Genomic DNA, 18014 nt, shown 5'->3' on the forward strand with positions numbered 1-18014 from the left:
GTCTTATTAATGAGGCTAGTCCTATTAAGATGACACGAGGCGGAGCAAAGCTGTGACGCGCGTGTATCTGGATTGGAACGCCACAACGCCTTTGCGGGCCGAGGCCAAGGACGCGATGGTTGACGCGATGGATGTGGTTGGAAACCCTTCCTCGGTCCACGCGGAAGGGCGGGCGGCCAAAGGTCTGATAGAACGCGCGCGCAAGGATCTGGCCGTGGCGCTGGGGGCTGAAGGCGCGGATATTATTTTCACATCATCCGCCACCGAAGCGGCGGCCTTGGCCTTGGCGGGCAAAGGGATTTCTTGCGCAGGCATTGAGCATGACGCCGTGCGGTCCTGGTGTGACGAGAGCTTACCAGTTGGCAAAAACGGCGCTGTAGGCGTCACCGATCCGGCCAAGTCGGCGCTTCAACTGGCGAATTCGGAAACTGGCGTCATCCAGAGCCTGCCGGATGGCGTGTTTCTCACCGATGCCACGCAAGCTTTCGGCAAAATCCCCTTTGCGTTCAACTGGTGTGGCGCGCAGATGGCGATCGTGTCGGCCCATAAGCTGGGCGGTCCGAAAGGGATCGGCGCGCTTGTTGTCAAACGTGGCACAGAGATCGAAGCGCGCATCAAGGGTGGCGGGCAAGAAATGGGGCGCCGATCAGGCACGGAAAATGTCGTAGGTATTGCCGGATTTGCCGCCGCAGCCCGCGCGGCGCAGGCGGATCTTGAAGCCGGGGCGGGTGCGCGAGTTGAGAAACTTAGAAAGATTCTAGAAAACACCATTGCGGAATCGTCAAATAAGACTATTTTTGTCGGGAAAGACGCGAACAGGCTTCCCAACACCTCTTGCTTCGTCACTCCGGGCTGGAAGGGCGAGACACAGGTGATGGTGATGGACCTGGCTGGATTTGCGGTTTCCGCAGGCTCGGCTTGTTCATCCGGGAAGGTAAAAACCAGTGCTGCTTTGGTGGCGATGGGCTTTGACCGGGACCAGGCGGGATGCGCATTGCGTGTCTCGCTTGGTGCTGCCACGAGTGAGAATGAGGTGCGTGCCTTCGCAAAGGCATGGGCCAGTGAATACGAGAAATTTCAGGCGCGCGCCTATTAAGGCTTGTGGCTTGGATGAAAGGACAACATGGCCGGTGTGGATGAGCTGAACGTCAAAGAAGGCGTGGAAGAGGAAACCGTCGAGGCGGTGAAATCGCTGGCCGGACAGTACAAGTATGGCTGGGAAACTGACATTGAGATGGAATACGCCCCCAAAGGCGTAAATCCCGATATCGTTCGTCTGATCTCGTCAAAAAATGAAGAACCCGAATGGATGACCGAATGGCGTCTTGAGGCGTTCGCGCGCTGGGAAAAGATGGTGGAGCCCAGCTGGGCCTTGCTGAACTATCCCGAAATCGACTTTCAGGACCAGTATTACTATGCGCGTCCGAAATCGATGGAGACCAAGCCGAAGTCACTTGAAGAAGTAGATCCTAAGCTGTTGGCAACATACGAAAAGCTTGGCATTCCCCTGAAAGAACAAATGATCCTTGCCGGTGTCGAAGGCGCCGAGGATATTCCGGCGGAAGGCCGCAAAGTGGCAGTCGACGCGGTGTTTGACAGCGTATCCGTGGGCACGACATTTCAGGCAGAACTGAAAAAGGCTGGCGTGATTTTCTGCTCGATTTCAGAAGCGATCCGCGAGCATCCGGAATTGGTCAAGAAATACCTCGGCTCGGTGGTTCCGGTGTCGGATAACTATTACGCGACGCTGAACTCGGCCGTGTTTTCGGATGGATCGTTTGTTTACATCCCGCCAAACACACGCTGCCCGATGGAATTGTCGACCTATTTCCGCATCAACGCCGAAAATACCGGCCAGTTTGAACGCACGTTGATCATCGCCGACAAAGGGTCTTACGTCAGCTATCTGGAAGGCTGCACGGCACCAAAGCGCGACACAGCACAGCTTCATGCCGCCGTGGTCGAGATCATCATCGAAGAAGACGCCGAGGTGAAATACTCGACCGTTCAAAACTGGTATCCCGGTGACGAGGACGGCAGGGGTGGTATCTATAACTTCGTGACCAAACGCGCCGATTGTCGGGGCGACCGGTCCAAAGTGATGTGGACGCAGGTGGAAACCGGCTCGGCTGTGACGTGGAAATACCCGTCCTGCATCCTGCGGGGCAATGAAAGCCAGGGCGAGTTTTACTCAATCGCGATCACCAACAACCACCAGCAGGCCGACACCGGCACTAAGATGGTTCATCTGGGCCGCGATACCAAATCTCGGATCGTGTCCAAGGGGATTTCGGCCGGATTGGCGCAGAACACCTATCGTGGTCTGGTGTCGATGCACCCGAAGGCCAAGAATTCACGCAATTATACCCAGTGCGACAGTCTGCTGATTGGCGACAAATGCGGGGCGCACACGGTGCCGTATATTGAGGTGAAGAACAATTCCTCGCGGGTCGAGCACGAGGCGACGACCTCGAAGGTGGATGAGGAACAGATGTTCTATTGTCGCCAGCGGGGCATGGACGAAGAAGCGGCCGTGGCCCTGATCGTTAACGGCTTCGCCAAGGAGGTTCTACAAGCCCTGCCGATGGAATTTGCCATGGAAGCCCAACAACTTGTGGCGATTTCGCTGGAGGGAAGCGTTGGCTAGCCAACGCTCCGATTGATCCGAGGATTGACCATGGAACAGAACAACAAAGGTCAGGCATTTTGGGCCAGCGTTGAATCCGCGCTGCCTTTTGTATTGCCAGCCATCGGTGGCGGGGCGGCTGTGGTTTACATCAACACCCACAAGATGGACCAGTTGAACCCGATGATCTGGATTCCGGTCGGTATCTTTCTGGGCTGGGCCGCATCGCGCGGCGTTATGAAACTGTTGGATCTGTGGCGCTGAGAGCTGCGCGCGGAAATGGAGCGGACGATATGATCATCACCACAACCCCCTCCGTCGAGGGCCATCCGATTGCAAAATACCACGGCATTGTCACCGGCGAGGCCATTCTGGGCGCGAACATCTTTCGCGATATCTTTGCACAGGTGCGCGACATCGTGGGCGGGCGCTCGGGTGCTTATGAAGAAGAACTGGGCAAGGCGCGTCGCACAGCGCTGGCCGAGATGGAAGAACATGCGGTGTCTCTGGGTGCCAATGCGGTCGTGGGCGTGGACCTCGACTATGAAGTGATCAACAATATGCTGATGGTGTCGGCCTCGGGCACGGCTGTCACTGTTTCGTAAGGATGTAAAAATGCTGAATATCAATAACCTACACGTCAAACTTGAAGAAGAAGATAAGCGCATTCTGAAGGGCGTCGACCTTGAAGTGCCCGCCGGGTCTGTACACGCGATCATGGGCCCCAATGGCTCGGGCAAGTCAACGCTGTCCTATGTTCTGTCTGGTCGGGATGGTTACGACGTGACTGAAGGCAGTGCCACGCTGGACGGCAAGGACCTTTTGGACATGGACCCGGAAGACCGCGCCGCCGCGGGTCTTTTTCTGGCCTTCCAGTACCCGGTCGAAATTCCTGGCGTCGGGAACATGACGTTTCTGCGCACCGCCGTGAACGCGCAGCGCAAAGCGCGCGGGGAAGATGAAATGTCAGCCGCAGATTTCCTGAAATTCATCCGCGCCAAGGCCAAAGAGCTCAAAATCGACGCCGACATGCTGAAACGGCCCGTCAATGTGGGCTTTTCGGGCGGTGAGAAGAAACGCAACGAGATCCTGCAAATGGCGATGCTGGAACCCAAGATGTGCATTCTGGACGAAACGGATTCCGGTCTGGATGTGGATGCGATGAAACTGGTGTCGGAAGGTGTGAATGCGCTGCGCGATGCAGGCCGTTCTTTCCTTGTGATCACGCATTATCAACGTCTGCTTGATCATATCAAACCGGATGTCGTTCACATTATGGCCGACGGCCGGATCGTGAAATCCGGCGGGCCGGAACTGGCGTTGGAAGTTGAAAACAACGGGTATGCGGACATTCTGGCCGAGATGGAGGTCGACGCATGAACACCGCCGCCAAGCAAGCGCCTGCGCTGATCAGCGCCGATGCGCGCCCCGTGTCCAGCGCGTGGGCTGCAGATGCCCGCGCGGATGCAGCGACCCGGTTCGCTGATATGGGCTTGCCGACACGTCGCAACGAATACTGGAAATGGACGCGACCAGACAGCCTGATCGCGGCCAAACCTTCCGATGCGGAAGTATTTGATTACGGCGGCGAACCCCCTGTCTTCCACGCAATTGATCGGCTGAAGATCGTTTTTGTCGATGGGGTGTTTGACGCCGCCGCCTCGGACGATCTGTCGGGCGAGGGGCTCGAGATTGAGCGCCTGGCTGATGCCGCAGCCAAAGACATCCATTGGGCCAAGGACATCTATGGTGTGCTCGAAGCGCGCGGGCAGTCGCCCGTCGCCCGCCCACTGGCTGCCTACAATACCGCAATGGCGACGGATGGCGTCGTTATCCGCGTGACCGGCCGTGTAAGCCGCCCAGTCAGCCTGTTCTACCGCCATGAAAGCACCAGCTCAGACGCGATCCTGCATCACGTGATCCGTGTCGAAGAAGGCGCAAAGCTGACCCTTCTTGAGAATGGCGCGGCGGCGGCGCGGTTCTCAAAAGTGGCTGAGGTCGACGTGGCAGATAATGCAGAATTTCATCACGTGCGTGCGCAAGGGCGCGACCATCAACGGCAGGCTATCACCCATTTGTTTGCCCGTCTGGGCGCGCAGTCGGTGTTCAAAAGCTTCACAATGACCGTCAATGGCAAATTGACCCGCAACGAATGTGTGCTGGAACTTCTGGGCGATGATGCCATTGCCCATGTGGCAGGTGCGGCCTTGGGCGACGGCGCGGATGGTGAGTTTCACCACGACGATACGGTTTTTGTAACCCACGATGCCGTGGCCTGCGAAAGCCGTCAGGTTTTCAAAAAAGTGCTGAAAAACGGCGCAAAAGGCGTGTTTCAGGGCAAAATTCTGGTAAAGCAGGGCGCACAGAAGACCGATGGCTATCAGAAGTCGCAATCGTTGTTGCTGGATGATGATGCCAGTTTCCAAGCCAAACCTGAGCTTGAGATTTATGCCGATGACGTGATCTGTTCGCACGGATCGACCTCGGGGGCGATCGATGAAGAGGCGCTGTTCTATTTGCGTTCGCGCGGTGTGCCTGCTCATATCGCAACCGATCTTCTGGTGCTGGCGTTTCTTGCCGACGCCATTGAAGAGATCGAGGATGAGGCGATCGCAGCAGAGATCACCGACCGACTGGATGCGTGGCTTGCCCGCCATCGTGGCTAATCAAGGACGCGCGCAATGTCTGTGATCGACGATGTTATTCGAAGCTACCGTGCCCCGCGCGCGGTGTTTCGACGTCGGCTTGATCTGGGCACCCGCGAAGACAAGGCCTTGGCGGTTCTGATGGGCGGCTGCCTTTTGGTGTTTGCAGCCCAACTGCCACGACTGGCACGTGTCGCACATGAGACCGGCGACGACTTGAACATGTTGATGGGCGCAACCATGTTGGGCTGGATTTTCATCATGCCGCTGGCCTTCTATCTGTTCGGTACGCTCAGCCATATCCTAATGCGCCTGATTGGTGGGCAGGGCACCGCGTTTGGCGCGCGGTTCGCGCTGTTCTGGGCCCTTTTATGCGCCACACCCTTGTGGCTTCTATGGGGGCTGGTTGCCGGCTTTATCGGCGAAGGCGTGCAAATGACATTGACCGGCGCGCTTGCGCTGTTGGCTTTCTTGTTATTCTGGTCCATCAACCTGCGTGAAGCAGAACGCAGGGTGGAGGGATGATACATGCGGTTTGAGCCCGGTTATCTTTTCGGAATGGCCCTACAAACAGTGCCGGAGCCGCGCAAAGTGGCGCGCGACCTGTTTGATCTGAACCTGCCGCGAGAGGTCCTCTGGACAGCATTGATGCTGGTTGTCGTCCTGAATGCCGGTCTTGGTGTGATCGCCGGGATGATGTTCCCGCTAGACCCCAGACAAATGGGCACAGTTCTGGCCAGCCCGGTCCTTCTGGGCATGGTCGAGGCCGCTTTCATGTTCGGTTTATCGTGGGCGATCTATCTGATTGGTCGGATGTTTGGCGGGCAGGGCAGCTTGTCGGACGCCATCATCACCGTCGTGTGGATGGAAGCAATTTTCCTTGCCTTACAAGCGCTGACACTGATCCTTACATTCTTCGCGCCCAGTCTTGCGGCGATCACGATGGTTGCTTCGGTGTTTCTGTTCTTCTGGATATTGAGCCATTTTGTCACCGAAAGCCATGGCTTCAATTCGGCGGGGCTGGTCTTCACGGCGATCCTGGGCTTCATGATCATCGCCGTTTTTGCCCTGTCTTTCATCTTGATCTTGCTTGGCGTTGAGCCCGTGCAAATAACACCCCCTAACTGATCGGAGCTTGCGCCATGTTCGACGTTGAAAAAGTCCGCGCTGATTTTCCGATTCTGTCCCGGCAGGTGAACGGTCAGCCTTTGACCTATCTGGACAATGGGGCATCTGCGCAAAAGCCGCAGGTGGTGATCGACGTCATGACCCGCGGGTATGCCGAGGAATATTCCAACGTCCACCGTGGTCTTCATTACCTGTCGAACCTGTCCACCGAAAGATACGAGGCGGTGCGCAATACGGTGGCCCGTTTCCTGAATGCGGGGTCAGAAAGCGAAATCATTTTCAATTCCGGCACCACAGAAGGGATCAACCTTGTCTCTTATAGTTGGGCCGCTCCGCGGCTGAAGGCGGGCGACGAAATCATCCTGTCCACGATGGAGCATCACGCCAACATCGTGCCGTGGCATTTCCTGCGTGAGCGGCAAGGCGTTGTTCTGAAATGGGTGGATCCCGAGGCAGACGGATCTCTTGATGCGCAGAAAGTGCTCGACGCGATTACCGACCGCACGAAGCTGGTTGCCGTCACCCAGTGCTCAAATGTTTTTGGCACTGTTGTGGACGTAAAAACGATTTGCGCTGGCGCCCGCGCCAAGGGTGTTCCGGTTCTGGTGGATGGGTCGCAGGGTGCCGTCCATATGCCAGTCGACGTTCAGGATATCGGTTGTGATTTCTACGCGATTACCGGTCACAAGCTCTATGGTCCGACGGGGTCCGGCGCGATCTACATTCGCGCGGACCGTCAGGCTGAGATGCAGCCGTTTTTCGGCGGCGGCGATATGATCAACGAGGTGTCAAAGGACAATGTAACCTACGCAGCGCCACCGTTGAAGTTTGAAGCCGGGACACCCGGCATCGTGCAAACCATAGGGTTTGGGGCCGCGCTTGAATACTTGATGGATCTGGGAATGGACAATGTTGCCGCCCATGAAGCCGCGCTCGCCGCCTATGCGTCAGACCGGTTCGCTGGGCTGAATTGGGTGAACATACAAGGGACCGCACCAGGCAAAGCCGCCATCTTCTCGCTGACGATGGAGGGGGCAGCCCACGCCCACGATATCTCGACCATCCTTGATAAAAAGGGGATCGCGGTGCGGGCAGGGCATCATTGCGCAAAGCCATTGATGGAGCATCTGGGTGTTTCCGCCACCGCGCGCGCGTCGTTCGGTCTTTACAACACTAAAGAGGAAGTCGATCGGTTGATCGAAGGGTTGGAACTGTGCCACCGGTTGCTTGCCTAAGCGGCGGCAAGATCAGTTCCGGCTCATCCGTCCGGCTTAATCAGCCCCAGTCCACGTAAGTAGATCCCGATCCCGCTTTCCAGCAATTCCTCGGGCGGGAAGGGGCTTTTTTGTCCCGGACTGCCACGGCCAAACAGCTCAACAACCCCATGGCTCATCGCCCAGATATGCGCGCTGACCATCCGTGAGGGCGGGCGTTTGTTTTCTGGTATGTTCTCGGCGAGTTTTTCAGCAGCTTTTTCCAACACGCCCATCGCGCGCCCGGCCACGCGGGCAAGGTCAGGGGAATGATTGATCGAAATCCCGCTTTCAAACATCGAGATATAATGACCGGGATATTTCCGCGCGAAGGCCAGATAGGCGCGACCCGTCGCCTCGAAACTCGCCAAAGCTGACGGCTGGCCCTTGTCATAGGCAAATTCCATGAGGTCGGCAAATATCTCGTAGCCCTGCCGCGACGCTTCCGCGATCAAGTCCTCGCGGCCTGCAAAATGGCGATAGACCGCAGCAGGGGTCACGCCAGCCTGTTTGGCCGCTTCGGACAAGGTAAAGCCGGTCGGCCCTTTCGCTTCGATCAACTCAAGGGCGGCGTCAACCAAAGCCTGCCGCAGGTTGCCGTGATGATATCCGCGTTTAGCCATCCCAGATCTCTGGACCACCACAAATACTGCCGTCCGGCGCATGCGCAATATTCCCATCTTTCCCGGCATATTCAACGCCTTGCAGGACGGCACGTATGGCCGCAAGACGGGCGCGTTTTTTGTCGTCAGACCGCACAACTGTCCAGGGGGCACGTTTGCGGTGGGTGCGTTCGAACGTTTCGACGATCGCGTTCGAGTAAGCATCCCAGCGCTGTAAGCCTTCAACATCAATCCAGCTTAGCTTCCACTGCTTCAGGGGGTCCTTTTCCCGTGAAAGAAAGCGGCGCAGTTGTTCTGCACGACCGACATTCAGCCAAAGCTTTACAAAATGAATGCCCTCGTCGACCAACATGTCTTCAAATTCGGGCAATTGTCTGAAAAAGGCTTCGCGCTGGTGATCCTCGCAAAAGCCAAAGACCTTTTCGACGACACCGCGATTGTACCAACTGCGGTCAAACAGCACGATTTCCCCAGCCGATGGCAATTCACGCACATAGCGCTGGAAGTACCATTCCCCAGCCTCACGATCAGAGGGCTTGGACAGCGCCACAACCCGCGCCACACGCGGGTTCAGGTTTTCGCGCATCCGCTTGATTGTGCCCCCTTTGCCCGCGGCGTCACGCCCTTCAAACACAACGACAACCCGTTTTCCCGTGGCCTTCACGTCGGCCTGAAGTTTTACCAACTCAAGCTGAAGGGCCTCGATCTCGGCCTCATAGGTGTCCTTGTCCATCGGCGCGTCATAAGGGTACGTTTCGGACAAAATGTCCTTCTTTTTGGCCCCTTTGATCGCCTTTCGTACCGCGTCCGGAGCGGTCTCTTTAAAGAAATTCGAAATCGCACCATCGAACGGCAAAGACATACGCAAACTCCTGATTTCACGCTATTATGAGGCGTTCACCCGCGGTTGGCAATTGCAACGCGACCTTAGTCCGACCGGTTGCGACGGTCCTCGCGACTTTCGCCAATTTTCTCGATGTCAAATGGCGTGGTCAGATACATCTCGTTGATCCAGTTGGCATAAAGCAGGTGGGCATGACTGCGCCAGCGGTTTTCAGGCCGATTGGCGGGATCGTTGCCGGGATAATAGTTGATCGGCACATTGATCGGCACGCCCTTGGCAACGTCGCGGTCATATTCCCCCTTCAACGTGCTGGTATCATATTCGAAATGGTTGAAGATATAGAGCGCGCGATGGGCGGTATCCTCGACAAGGCAGGGGCCGACCTCGTCGGATGCCAGAAGAGTGGTCAGCCCGGAGGTTGCATCAATCTCGTCTTGGCGCATCTCGGTCCAGCGGCTAACGGGAACGACACAAGTATCAGAAAACCCTCGCAAATATGGGGATGCGGGGTCCATGTTCTTTTGCGGATAGCACCCAAAGGCCTTGGCGTCCAAGATGTGTTTTTTCACATGATGGAAATGGTAAATCATGGCCATGCCACCCCAGCACACGCCAAATGTCGAATGCACATTGGTTTGAGTCCAGTCGAAGATCTTGCTGATCTCGTCCCAATAAGTGACGTCTTCGAACGGCATATGCTCAATGGGCGCACCGGTAATGATCAACCCATCGAATTTCTGGTCGCGAACCTCGTCCCAAGGTTGGTAGAACGCGCCGATATGTGCCTGGCTTGTGGTCTTTGATGTATGTTCGGAAGGGCGGATCAGCGTTAATTCGATCTGCAGCGGATGGGCACCGATCAGTCGCGCGAATTGTGTTTCCGTCTCGATCTTTTTGGGCATCAGGTTCAAAAGCGCGATCCGCATCGGACGAATGTCCTGCTTTGCGGCCTGATCTTCGGACATGACCATCACACCTTCTTCCGACAGCACATTCGCAGCGGGCAGGGATGAAGGGATCTTTATCGGCATAGCAGATGTCCTTGGAAATCAGAGTGAATTAGGTAGATGGGGGCAGATCAGGGCGCGTCAATGGCGGCGCCGATCATTCGATCAAAATCCGCGGGGCTTTTGATCGCAGCGACCTCATGCGCACAGAGAGACACACCATAGCGTGCCATGTGCTCATAAAGCGGTTGGCGGTGGGCCAAGGCCTGCGCATAGGTCCAGCGAATGAATTCATCTGGATTAACTTCGTCTTCTTTCACTTTGAATTCGGACAGATAATCGCTCCAAATGCGCGATAGGAATTCGGGTTGGTATGCCATGGGTTTAGGAGCGCGGTCGAAACGCTCAATCAGGCGTTGGGTGTGCGCATCGTCACCCTTGAGCCAAACAAGAAGGCAGTGCCGGCTCAACTCTGCGATCAGCGGGTCGTTTTCGCCCAGGGCCGCGTCGATCCATTCACAAATGGAACCACCACTGTCGCAAATGAAGTGCGGATAGCCATAAATATTTTCGGCACGTTCGATGAACTGCCCCGAATCCATCAGCGCGGATATTTCGGCGGTTTTGAATTGATCCTGTCGTCTGCGGTATTCAGTGATGGGAACACCGCCCTTCGCGGGATCGCCGGGCTTGCCAAGATAAGTCGCAACGGGGGTCAGGTTGTCGAAGCTGATCTTCGACGTGATGCGGATCGAATCTGACAAAAGCAGCTCGCGCAGGAACGGCACCTTCATCGCTTCGGCTTTGAAATTATCCGCGATATGTTCGCCCATATAGCGGGTGCCGATCCGGTAATCGATCGAGTAGTGGAACCAATCGCCCTGTTCACGCAACATGTTCGACAGGTATGTCTTGCCCAAACCCGACATGCCAAAAAAAAGCACCCGCTTATGCGGTGCGTTCAGCCAATCGGAAGCGTTTTGGTACAGCATCTTGTTACCCATCGTTTTTCACCTTGGTAAGGGGCAGGGGCGAGCGGGTCAAATGCTTCGCGGCACGATCAACGACAGTGTGGGAAATGTAAAACGCCCCGCGCGATAAGCACGGGGCGTTTCCTGCAAAACTTGTGGCGAAGCCGCTTAGAAACGCAGGCCCATTTTTACGCCAACAGCCACAGCGCTGCCACCGTCGTAGACAACAGACAGCGGCCCTGAGGTCACCGTTTTGGTGTCAAATTTGGTGTACTGAACGCCTGCAGAGACATCGATATTGCCCTGAGTGTATTTCGCGCCGACCGAAACTGACTTCGATGCGCCGGCTGGTGCAAGGAAGGTGGAACCGGTGTCCGACCCGCCTTCGTAACCGAATGCCAGCGAAACCGACCAGTTTTCGTTCAGACGTCGACCAATACCAAGTTCGTACGAGGTGATGTCTTCGACAAAGTTCACCCAGTTCGCAGCGCCGAATGCCGGACCGGTTGTGTCAAGCGAGATACCGTCCCATTTGGCGTGGCGAACCGAACCAAAGACCAACGTATTCTCGGCAATACCCGTTTGGAAATCCAAGTTGAAGGCTTCCGGCATTTTGACCGATCCTGTCACAGCTTCCACACCAAACGGTGTGGCGCGAATACCCGTCAACGTGTGATCAACCGACGTGAAATAAGTCAGTGCGACGCGCAGGGCGATTTCGGGTCGCTCGTAGGCGACGCCGACAAGGCCACCCCATTCGTTACCGCTGTTGGCGGCCAACGCGCCTAGGCTTGAAATGATGTTGCCTGATACTTTCTGGGCGCGCGCACCGGCATGCACCGAGAAACCATTGCCCATTTCATAACGCAAAATACCGGTCATCGCCGAGCTTGACACCTCAGCCATGCCGGGTGCAAGGGGGGCGTCGATATATTCAATGCTGGCACCGTAGGGACGGTCCCAAATCAGGGCGAGGCTGATGTTGTCATTCAGCTGGGCTTTGTACCCCAATGAAAACATCGAGAAATCGACAGCCGATTGGCTGATTGGGAAAACGCCAAGCGCTGAACCTTCGATATTGGGGCTAACATTGGCGTATGAAAACGACAGATAGTTGCCTTCTTCAAAAAGGATCGAGATGTCCTGATCAGACCTGTCGATCCCCGCCTGCGCGGTGGTTGCTGCAGCGGTTAAAAGCGCAGCTGTTGTGAGTGTAAGTTTGTTCATCGTTCCTCCCGTGAACCACTAACTGTCCGAAATGCATGGTTACATTAAGCCAAGGCTATTTGTCGCACTTGATATTGGTCAATCGTTACCTTGGGTCAGATATCACAGCGCTGTTTATAACCGGTTAAACGATGTGGAAAGGACACGCTTTTGAGTGGAAAAGCTCACGCGAGGGCAACTTAACGCAAAGCGATAATTCATTCTCATATCGGCTTTGACGCTGTCTCTGCGCGGATATTGACCAGGTTCGCCGCGATGATCAGGCCGGCACCCATGACCAAAGCCCAACCAACGGGTTCGTCATAGAACATGGCTCCGATCAGCGCGATCAATGGCAGGCGCGTGAAGTCGATGGGGATCACGACCGAGGCGGGGGCAAGGGAGAGCGCTGTGGTCAGACAGGCATGGGCCAGCAAACCGGCACAGCCGATCAGCACCAGCCATGGCGCCGTTGTCCAGTTGGGCAGTGCAACGTCACCATCATACCCTGCCGTTATCAAACCTAGAACGATCTGAGTCGCGGTGAGCCAGATCAGAATGGCCAGTGTCGTTTCGGTCCGGGTCAGTTTGCGTGTGAACATGGCGGTAAACGCAAAACAGATCGCGGACAGCGCAGCTGCAACAATCCCGCGGGACAGACCCGTTCCCGATCCGGGTTGTGCAATGATCAAGATACCCACAAAGCCCACCACGGCACAGACCGCACGTGTCGCGGTCAGACGTTCGCCCAGCACCATTGGGGCCAACGCCGCGACCCAGAGCGGCGAGGTGAATTCCAAAGCGAAGACCTGCGCAAGTGGGATCACGGTCAGTGCGAAGAACCACAGGTTTTGCCCCGCGAAATGCGCAATGTTGCGCACCAGATGCAGGCGCGCGTTGGCTGTGCGAATGTCACCTTGGCGACCGCGCACCAAAAGAACTGTCAGAACAATCACAAAGCCCACACAAGATCGGTAGAGCATCAGCTCGAACGTATCGAGGTCATGGCTGACCGCACGCCCCGCGATGGCCATTGCAGAGAACGAGGCAATCGCGCCGGTCATCCATATTGCGGCCCGCAGTGTCGGTGTCACGCGGGACCCTCTTCAATGGTGTAATGGCGCGTAATACCATTTGTGACGTCGGCCCAAGGGCTGGACTGCGTGCGGGCTTGGTGAGCGTCAAAAGCCGCTTGGTCGACAAACAGTTCGGCGACGTGAAACCGTCCGGTTACATCTGGATCGGGTGTCACTTGAAACGAAAGGCAGCCCGGCTCTTGTCGGGTCAACGCGATGTGCTCTGCCAAGGCGGAACCGATCGCCTCAAGCCGATCTTCTGGAACGTCGATATAACCTGTCAGGCGGATTTTAGACATAGTGGCACAGTAGCAGAGGTATTTGGATTAGAAAGGAAAATTCCTCAGGCGGGATAGGGCTGGGTGCGACGAATAAAAAGGATGTTTTCATACGGCGTTTCGCGATCAAACCTCAGTTTGCTTGCATCCTTGTCCAAGGCATGAACCGTATAGTGAGCGTGCATCTCATCCAGAACTTGATGAAGCATCTCACGCGTTTTGGGGCTCGCATCAATTCGGTATTCCATCAAGACAGGCGCGGTGTTGCGCGACAGGAAATCACGCCCACTGCGCAAAACATCCAACTCAGCCCCTTCGACATCGATTTTGATCAAGCCGAGTCTGTCTGAATACGGCGCGGTCCTGATGTATTGATCCAGCGTCTTGCACGGCGTCAGCTCATACCGCTGTTCCCCGATCGAGGCGGACCAGTCATCCAGCAGCGAATTGGCGCCACGATTGCCGTCGCTCAGGTGCAACTTCAAAAACCCACCTTTGCCCGGATCAGAACTGAGGGCGATGACATCGACATGGGCCTTCACATTGTTCAGGGTGATGTTTTTCAGAAGCTGCGCGGCCGTCTCTTTGGACGCCTCAATCGCCGCCAGCTCACAGCCAAGTTCGCGGCAGATCGGTATGCTGGCCGTCCCGATATTGGCCCCTATATCCAGAATGACGTCGCTGCTGGTCAGACCGATCTTCTTGGCCATCCTGTAAACGGTCATCTCAAAGGGCTCATGACGCACAAAACTTTGGAAGCCGATGTGATCGTTGACATCGACAAGCAATCGGGTGCCACGCCAGGTCAGGTGCGCAAATTTTGGGCGATGGTGGAACGGTCTGACTTTTCTTATGTAATTCGGGTCAAAAAACCGCGTGGCACATCGAACCACAGGGATGTGACGGCCATTTTGCAGCACGAGAAGAATGGGCACATACCGTAAACGAGATGTGAAGAGGGTGATGATCTTCACGAAAAGAAGTTTCATTGCACTGGATCCCGCGACGGCCATGGTCACCAGGCAGTAGACATCCTTTAGGTGATAATGACAAGCGCGTCACACCTTTAAGTGGTGTCTCGCTATGTCAGTGCAGGTAATGAAGGTGAGCAGACACGCGCGGTGCGGTCACTCCCACTCAATCGTGCCCGGCGGTTTCGAGGTGACATCATAAGTGACGCGATTGATACCCTTGACCTCGTTGATGATCCGCGTCGCTGTTTCACCCAAAAACTCATGACTGAACGGATAGTAGTCAGCTGTCATCCCATCCACGCTGGTCACCGCTCGCAGCGCACAGGCGTAATCATAAGTGCGCCCGTCACCCATCACGCCGACAGTGCGCACGGGCAGAATGGCCACGAAGGCCTGCCAGATCTCGTCATAGAGCCCGTGTTTGCGAATCTGGTCGATATAGACCGCGTCCGCTTCGCGCAGGATATCGAGCTTTGCGCGCGTAATCTCTCCGGGGCAGCGGATGGCAAGACCCGGTCCGGGGAAGGGGTGGCGGCCGATAAAGCTTTGCGGCAGACCAAGTTCACGACCCAAGGCGCGCACTTCGTCTTTGAACAACTCGCGCAGAGGCTCGACCAGCTTTAGCCCCATCTTCTCAGGCAGACCGCCCACATTATGATGCGACTTGATCGTCACCGATGGACCGCCGGAAAAGCTTACGCTTTCGATTACGTCTGGGTAAAGCGTGCCTTGGGCCAAAAATTCGGCACCTTCAATCTGGTCGGCATGTTTTTGAAATACATCAATAAACAGCTTTCCGATGATCTTGCGTTTGGTTTCCGGATCAGACTGGCCATCCAACTCGCCCAGAAACAATTCCTGTTCGTCCGCATGGATCAACTGCATGTTATAATGGTCGCGGAACATGGTCACGACCTCTTCCGCTTCGCCTTTGCGCAGCAAGCCGTGATCCACAAACACGCAGGTCAACTGGTCGCCGATGGCTTCGTGAATCAGCACCGCCGCGACCGAGCTGTCGACGCCGCCAGACAAACCACAGATGACCTTTTTGTCGCCGACTTGTTCGCGAATGACACGAATGGCCTCGTCGCGATAGGCATTCATCGTCCAATCACCTTTGAACCCGGCCAACTTCACGAAGTTTTCGTAAAGCTTTGCGCCTTTTGGCGTGTGGTGAACTTCCGGGTGGAACTGCACCGCATAGAAGTGGCGTGATGGGTCGGCGGTGATCGCGAAGGGCGCGTTGGGCGAGGTTCCGTAAACCTGAAAACCCGGTGCAATTTCAGAGACATGGTCGCCATGGCTCATCCAAACCTGCTCGACGCCGTGTTCAAACCACCCGTCCAGAAGAGCAAGCTTGGTCTCGGGCGTGACATAGGCGCGTCCGAACTCGGCGGTGCCGTGGCCGCTTTCCACTTTACCACCCAGCTGCGTCATCATGGTTTGCTGACCATAGCAGATGCCCAGAATCGGCACGCCATAGTCGAAAATTTCTTGCGGCGCCCGCGGGCTGCCTTCGCGGGTGACGCTGTCAGGACCGCCGGACAGAATGATGGCTTTCGGGGCCATATCGCGCACGAAATCCATCGTGACGTTCTGATAGGGGTGAATTTCGCAATAAACGTTCAGCTCGCGCAGGCGGCGCGCGATAAGCTGCGTCACTTGGCTGCCGAAGTCGATGATAAGAAGGCGGTCGTGGCTCTGATCTGTCATGGCAACCGATTAGGGCAGGGACCGAGGCAAAGCAAGTCCTGCCCGCTGTTCTGTGCCCTCTGCCGGACTTTTTTTCAGCTTTTCGAGCCCGATGTCGCTTTTGCCCCATGAAGGACGCTTGCGAGCGGATTTGGACCCAAGCGCGGGATAACTTCGGTATTAACAGAACTTTGGAGGATTTCCATGACCGAGGCACCAACCCGTCGTGGCCGCGGGGGCGGCGGCGCTGCTCGTCGCGCTGAACGTACCGCCGTTCGCATCGAATGTGCAAAATTCATCACGCGCAACATTCCAAATCTCGAAATCCTCAATGAAGAGGCGATGGAGATCATCGAATACAACGCCGAAACGGTGCTTGAGGAAGTTGGTGTCAACTTCGTCGAAAATCCCGCCGCGCTTGAGCGTTGGAAGGATGCCGGGGCTGATGTCGACGGTGTGCGTGTGCGCATCCCGCGCGGTTTGGCCCGCGAATTGTGCAAAACAGCGCCCAGCAGCTTTACACAACATGCCCGCAATCCCGAACGGAACGTCGAGATTGGCGGGAACAATATGGTGCTCGCGCCTGTTTATGGCCCGCCCTTCGTTCGTGATGGCAAAAACGGTCGTCGCTATGCAACGATGGACGACTTCCGCAAATTCGTGAAGCTCACCTATATGTCCAAATGGCTGCACCATTCAGGCGGAACCATTTGCGAGCCGACTGATGTCGCGGTGAACAAGCGCCATCTGGATATGCTGCTGGCTCATATGACCCTGTCGGACAAGCCCTATATGGGGTCGGTCACGGCGCCGGAACGCGCGCAAGACAGCATTGAGATGTCCAACATCCTGTTCGGCAAAGACTTCGTTCAGCAAAATACCGTCATGACCTCGCTGATCAACATCAACTCGCCCATGCAGTATGATGACGTGATGATGGGCGCGATGGAAGTGTTTGCGGCCAATAACCAAGCCTCGATCATCTCGCCGTTTATTGTTGGCGGAGCGATGGCACCGGTGTCGGTGGCAGGCACGCTGACACAAGTGTTGGCCGAGGTTCTGGCCGGCGTCGCCTATAGTCAGTTGGTCCGCAAAGGTGCCCCCGTCATTGCTGGCACCTTTGTTTCGTCGATCGACATGAACTCTGGCGCGCCCACTTTCGGAACACCCGAAGCCGCGCACATCACCTATGGTGCAGGCCAGTTGTTCCGCCGACTTGGGCTGCCTTACCGGTCGGCCGGGTCGTTCAACGGATCGAAACTGCCCGACGCACAGGCCGCTTATGAAAGTGCCAACAGCCTGAATATGGGCCTGCTGTCTGGTGTAAACTTCATGCTGCACGCAGCAGGTTGGCTGGAAGGTGGTCTGGTCGCAAGCTTTGAGAAGTTCGTGATGGATGCCGACCAGCTTGGCACGTTGCACCATCTGGCCCAGGGCGTCGCGATTGACGAAAATGCCCAGGCCATGGACGCGATTCGCGAAGTTGGACCGGGCGGTCACTATCTTGGCTGCGCGCACACACAGGCAAACTTCAAATCCGCATTCTGGCGGTCGGAATTGCTGGACTACAAACCTTTTGAAACCTGGGAAGAAGAAGGCGCGCGGGACACTGAAGCATTGGCGACGGCGCGCGTGGCCAAGTTGTTGTCAGATTACCAACAGCCCGGCATGGATCCCGGTATCGCGGAAGGCTTGCGCGATTATGTGGAAAGCAAAAAAGCGTCGATGCCGGATGCGTTTGGCTGAGGGCG

The 18014-nt window shown here is 56.2% G+C and carries 20 protein-coding genes; 11 read left to right on the top strand and 9 right to left on the bottom strand.

Translation table 11 applies throughout. The annotated features are described in order from the left end of the window. Positions 1–52 precede the first annotated feature (52 nt). The 9 genes from K3556_RS08080 to K3556_RS08120 are packed head-to-tail and all read left to right on the top strand — an operon-like array spanning position 53 to position 7634. On the top strand, positions 53–1096 hold the full coding sequence (locus K3556_RS08080; protein ID WP_260516296.1) for a cysteine desulfurase family protein: 1044 nt from the start codon (positions 53–55) through the stop codon (positions 1094–1096). A gap of 27 nt (positions 1097–1123) precedes the next feature. Continuing rightward, entirely contained in the window at positions 1124–2647 is a 1524-nt protein-coding gene (sufB, locus tag K3556_RS08085; RefSeq protein ID WP_260516297.1) for a Fe-S cluster assembly protein SufB, read from the top strand. 30 nt (positions 2648–2677) lie between these two features. Then, positions 2678–2890: a hypothetical protein gene (locus K3556_RS08090; RefSeq protein ID WP_260516298.1), complete on the top strand. Its 213-nt coding sequence runs from the start codon at positions 2678–2680 to the stop codon at positions 2888–2890. A 29-nt stretch (positions 2891–2919) separates the two neighbouring features. Then, positions 2920–3231, top strand: coding sequence for a heavy metal-binding domain-containing protein (locus K3556_RS08095; protein ID WP_260516299.1), 312 nt, complete (start codon positions 2920–2922; stop codon positions 3229–3231). A gap of 10 nt (positions 3232–3241) precedes the next feature. Next, positions 3242–4006 carry a Fe-S cluster assembly ATPase SufC gene (sufC, locus tag K3556_RS08100; RefSeq protein WP_260516300.1) on the top strand — a complete coding sequence of 255 codons (765 nt, stop codon included), beginning with the start codon at positions 3242–3244 and terminating at the stop codon, positions 4004–4006. Further along, the gene (sufD, locus tag K3556_RS08105) at positions 4003–5292 is read left to right on the top strand and encodes a Fe-S cluster assembly protein SufD (RefSeq protein ID WP_260516301.1); all 1290 of its coding nucleotides are present in this window, start codon (positions 4003–4005) and stop codon (positions 5290–5292) included. Before sufC ends, sufD begins: the two co-directional genes overlap by 4 nt. 15 nt (positions 5293–5307) lie before the next feature. Next, positions 5308–5796 (top strand): YIP1 family protein, encoded by a 489-nt coding sequence (locus K3556_RS08110; RefSeq protein WP_260516302.1) that lies wholly within the window; start codon positions 5308–5310, stop codon positions 5794–5796. Positions 5797–5799: 3 nt separating this feature from the next. Next, positions 5800–6399 (top strand): Yip1 family protein, encoded by a 600-nt coding sequence (locus K3556_RS08115; RefSeq protein WP_260516303.1) that lies wholly within the window; start codon positions 5800–5802, stop codon positions 6397–6399. Positions 6400–6413: 14 nt separating this feature from the next. Then, on the top strand, positions 6414–7634 hold the full coding sequence (locus tag K3556_RS08120; protein ID WP_260516304.1) for a cysteine desulfurase: 1221 nt from the start codon (positions 6414–6416) through the stop codon (positions 7632–7634). 23 nt (positions 7635–7657) lie between these two features. On the opposite strand, the gene K3556_RS08125 is transcribed toward K3556_RS08120, so the two are convergent. The 8 genes from K3556_RS08125 to K3556_RS08160 form a co-directional block, all read right to left on the bottom strand. Beyond that, positions 7658–8275: a TetR/AcrR family transcriptional regulator gene (locus K3556_RS08125; RefSeq protein WP_260516305.1), complete on the bottom strand. Its 618-nt coding sequence runs from the start codon at positions 8273–8275 to the stop codon at positions 7658–7660. After that, a complete protein-coding gene (ppk2, locus tag K3556_RS08130) occupies positions 8268–9137 on the bottom strand; it encodes a polyphosphate kinase 2 (RefSeq protein WP_260516306.1) in 870 nt (289 codons plus the stop codon). Before ppk2 ends, K3556_RS08125 begins: the two co-directional genes overlap by 8 nt. Positions 9138–9202: 65 nt before the next feature. Continuing rightward, positions 9203–10150 carry a homoserine O-succinyltransferase gene (gene metA / locus K3556_RS08135; protein ID WP_260516307.1) on the bottom strand — a complete coding sequence of 316 codons (948 nt, stop codon included), beginning with the start codon at positions 10148–10150 and terminating at the stop codon, positions 9203–9205. A gap of 47 nt (positions 10151–10197) precedes the next feature. Then, the gene (locus K3556_RS08140) at positions 10198–11058 is read right to left on the bottom strand and encodes an ATPase (RefSeq protein ID WP_260519203.1); all 861 of its coding nucleotides are present in this window, start codon (positions 11056–11058) and stop codon (positions 10198–10200) included. A gap of 147 nt (positions 11059–11205) precedes the next feature. Then, positions 11206–12264 (bottom strand): hypothetical protein, encoded by a 1059-nt coding sequence (locus K3556_RS08145; RefSeq protein WP_260516308.1) that lies wholly within the window; start codon positions 12262–12264, stop codon positions 11206–11208. A gap of 203 nt (positions 12265–12467) precedes the next feature. Then, a complete protein-coding gene (locus K3556_RS08150; protein WP_260516309.1) occupies positions 12468–13337 on the bottom strand; it encodes a DMT family transporter in 870 nt (289 codons plus the stop codon). Then, complete coding sequence (locus K3556_RS08155; RefSeq protein WP_260516310.1) at positions 13334–13618, bottom strand: putative quinol monooxygenase; 285 nt, start codon at positions 13616–13618, stop codon at positions 13334–13336. Before K3556_RS08155 ends, K3556_RS08150 begins: the two co-directional genes overlap by 4 nt. Before the next feature lie 44 nt (positions 13619–13662). Next, positions 13663–14307: an FkbM family methyltransferase gene (locus K3556_RS08160; RefSeq protein WP_260516311.1), complete on the bottom strand. Its 645-nt coding sequence runs from the start codon at positions 14305–14307 to the stop codon at positions 13663–13665. 27 nt (positions 14308–14334) lie between these two features. Here K3556_RS08160 and K3556_RS08165 point away from each other — a divergent pair, with 27 nt between their 5' ends. Then, the gene (locus K3556_RS08165; protein WP_260516312.1) at positions 14335–14541 is read left to right on the top strand and encodes a hypothetical protein; all 207 of its coding nucleotides are present in this window, start codon (positions 14335–14337) and stop codon (positions 14539–14541) included. Between the two features lie 183 nt (positions 14542–14724). Here K3556_RS08165 and guaA read toward each other — a convergent pair whose 3' ends face one another. Continuing rightward, positions 14725–16284 carry a glutamine-hydrolyzing GMP synthase gene (gene guaA, locus K3556_RS08170; RefSeq protein WP_260516313.1) on the bottom strand — a complete coding sequence of 520 codons (1560 nt, stop codon included), beginning with the start codon at positions 16282–16284 and terminating at the stop codon, positions 14725–14727. Between the two features lie 183 nt (positions 16285–16467). Here guaA and K3556_RS08175 point away from each other — a divergent pair, with 183 nt between their 5' ends. Then, positions 16468–18009: a trimethylamine methyltransferase family protein gene (locus K3556_RS08175; protein WP_260516314.1), complete on the top strand. Its 1542-nt coding sequence runs from the start codon at positions 16468–16470 to the stop codon at positions 18007–18009. Positions 18010–18014 lie beyond the last annotated feature (5 nt).

The organism is Aliiroseovarius sp. M344 (genome assembly GCF_025140835.1).
Classification (GTDB): Bacteria; Pseudomonadota; Alphaproteobacteria; order Rhodobacterales; family Rhodobacteraceae; genus Aliiroseovarius.

What these genes read in the sequence shown, in the direction of transcription:
- sufB (WP_260516297.1), top strand. Translation starts at nt 1,124, where the DNA reads ATGGCCGGTGTGGATGAGCTGAACGTCAAAGAAGGCGTGGAAGAGGAA.
- K3556_RS08090 (WP_260516298.1), top strand. Translation starts at nt 2,678, where the DNA reads ATGGAACAGAACAACAAAGGTCAGGCATTTTGGGCCAGCGTTGAATCC.
- K3556_RS08095 (WP_260516299.1), top strand. Translation starts at nt 2,920, where the DNA reads ATGATCATCACCACAACCCCCTCCGTCGAGGGCCATCCGATTGCAAAA.
- sufC (WP_260516300.1), top strand. Translation starts at nt 3,242, where the DNA reads ATGCTGAATATCAATAACCTACACGTCAAACTTGAAGAAGAAGATAAG.
- sufD (WP_260516301.1), top strand. Translation starts at nt 4,003, where the DNA reads ATGAACACCGCCGCCAAGCAAGCGCCTGCGCTGATCAGCGCCGATGCG.
- K3556_RS08110 (WP_260516302.1), top strand. Translation starts at nt 5,308, where the DNA reads ATGTCTGTGATCGACGATGTTATTCGAAGCTACCGTGCCCCGCGCGCG.
- K3556_RS08115 (WP_260516303.1), top strand. Translation starts at nt 5,800, where the DNA reads ATGCGGTTTGAGCCCGGTTATCTTTTCGGAATGGCCCTACAAACAGTG.
- K3556_RS08120 (WP_260516304.1), top strand. Translation starts at nt 6,414, where the DNA reads ATGTTCGACGTTGAAAAAGTCCGCGCTGATTTTCCGATTCTGTCCCGG.
- K3556_RS08125 (WP_260516305.1), bottom strand. Translation starts at nt 8,275, where the DNA reads ATGGCTAAACGCGGATATCATCACGGCAACCTGCGGCAGGCTTTGGTT.
- ppk2 (WP_260516306.1), bottom strand. Translation starts at nt 9,137, where the DNA reads ATGTCTTTGCCGTTCGATGGTGCGATTTCGAATTTCTTTAAAGAGACC.
- metA (WP_260516307.1), bottom strand. Translation starts at nt 10,150, where the DNA reads ATGCCGATAAAGATCCCTTCATCCCTGCCCGCTGCGAATGTGCTGTCG.
- K3556_RS08140 (WP_260519203.1), bottom strand. Translation starts at nt 11,058, where the DNA reads ATGCTGTACCAAAACGCTTCCGATTGGCTGAACGCACCGCATAAGCGG.
- K3556_RS08145 (WP_260516308.1), bottom strand. Translation starts at nt 12,264, where the DNA reads ATGAACAAACTTACACTCACAACAGCTGCGCTTTTAACCGCTGCAGCA.
- K3556_RS08155 (WP_260516310.1), bottom strand. Translation starts at nt 13,618, where the DNA reads ATGTCTAAAATCCGCCTGACAGGTTATATCGACGTTCCAGAAGATCGG.
- K3556_RS08160 (WP_260516311.1), bottom strand. Translation starts at nt 14,307, where the DNA reads ATGGCCAAGAAGATCGGTCTGACCAGCAGCGACGTCATTCTGGATATA.
- K3556_RS08165 (WP_260516312.1), top strand. Translation starts at nt 14,335, where the DNA reads ATGACGCACAAAACTTTGGAAGCCGATGTGATCGTTGACATCGACAAG.
- guaA (WP_260516313.1), bottom strand. Translation starts at nt 16,284, where the DNA reads ATGACAGATCAGAGCCACGACCGCCTTCTTATCATCGACTTCGGCAGC.
- K3556_RS08175 (WP_260516314.1), top strand. Translation starts at nt 16,468, where the DNA reads ATGACCGAGGCACCAACCCGTCGTGGCCGCGGGGGCGGCGGCGCTGCT.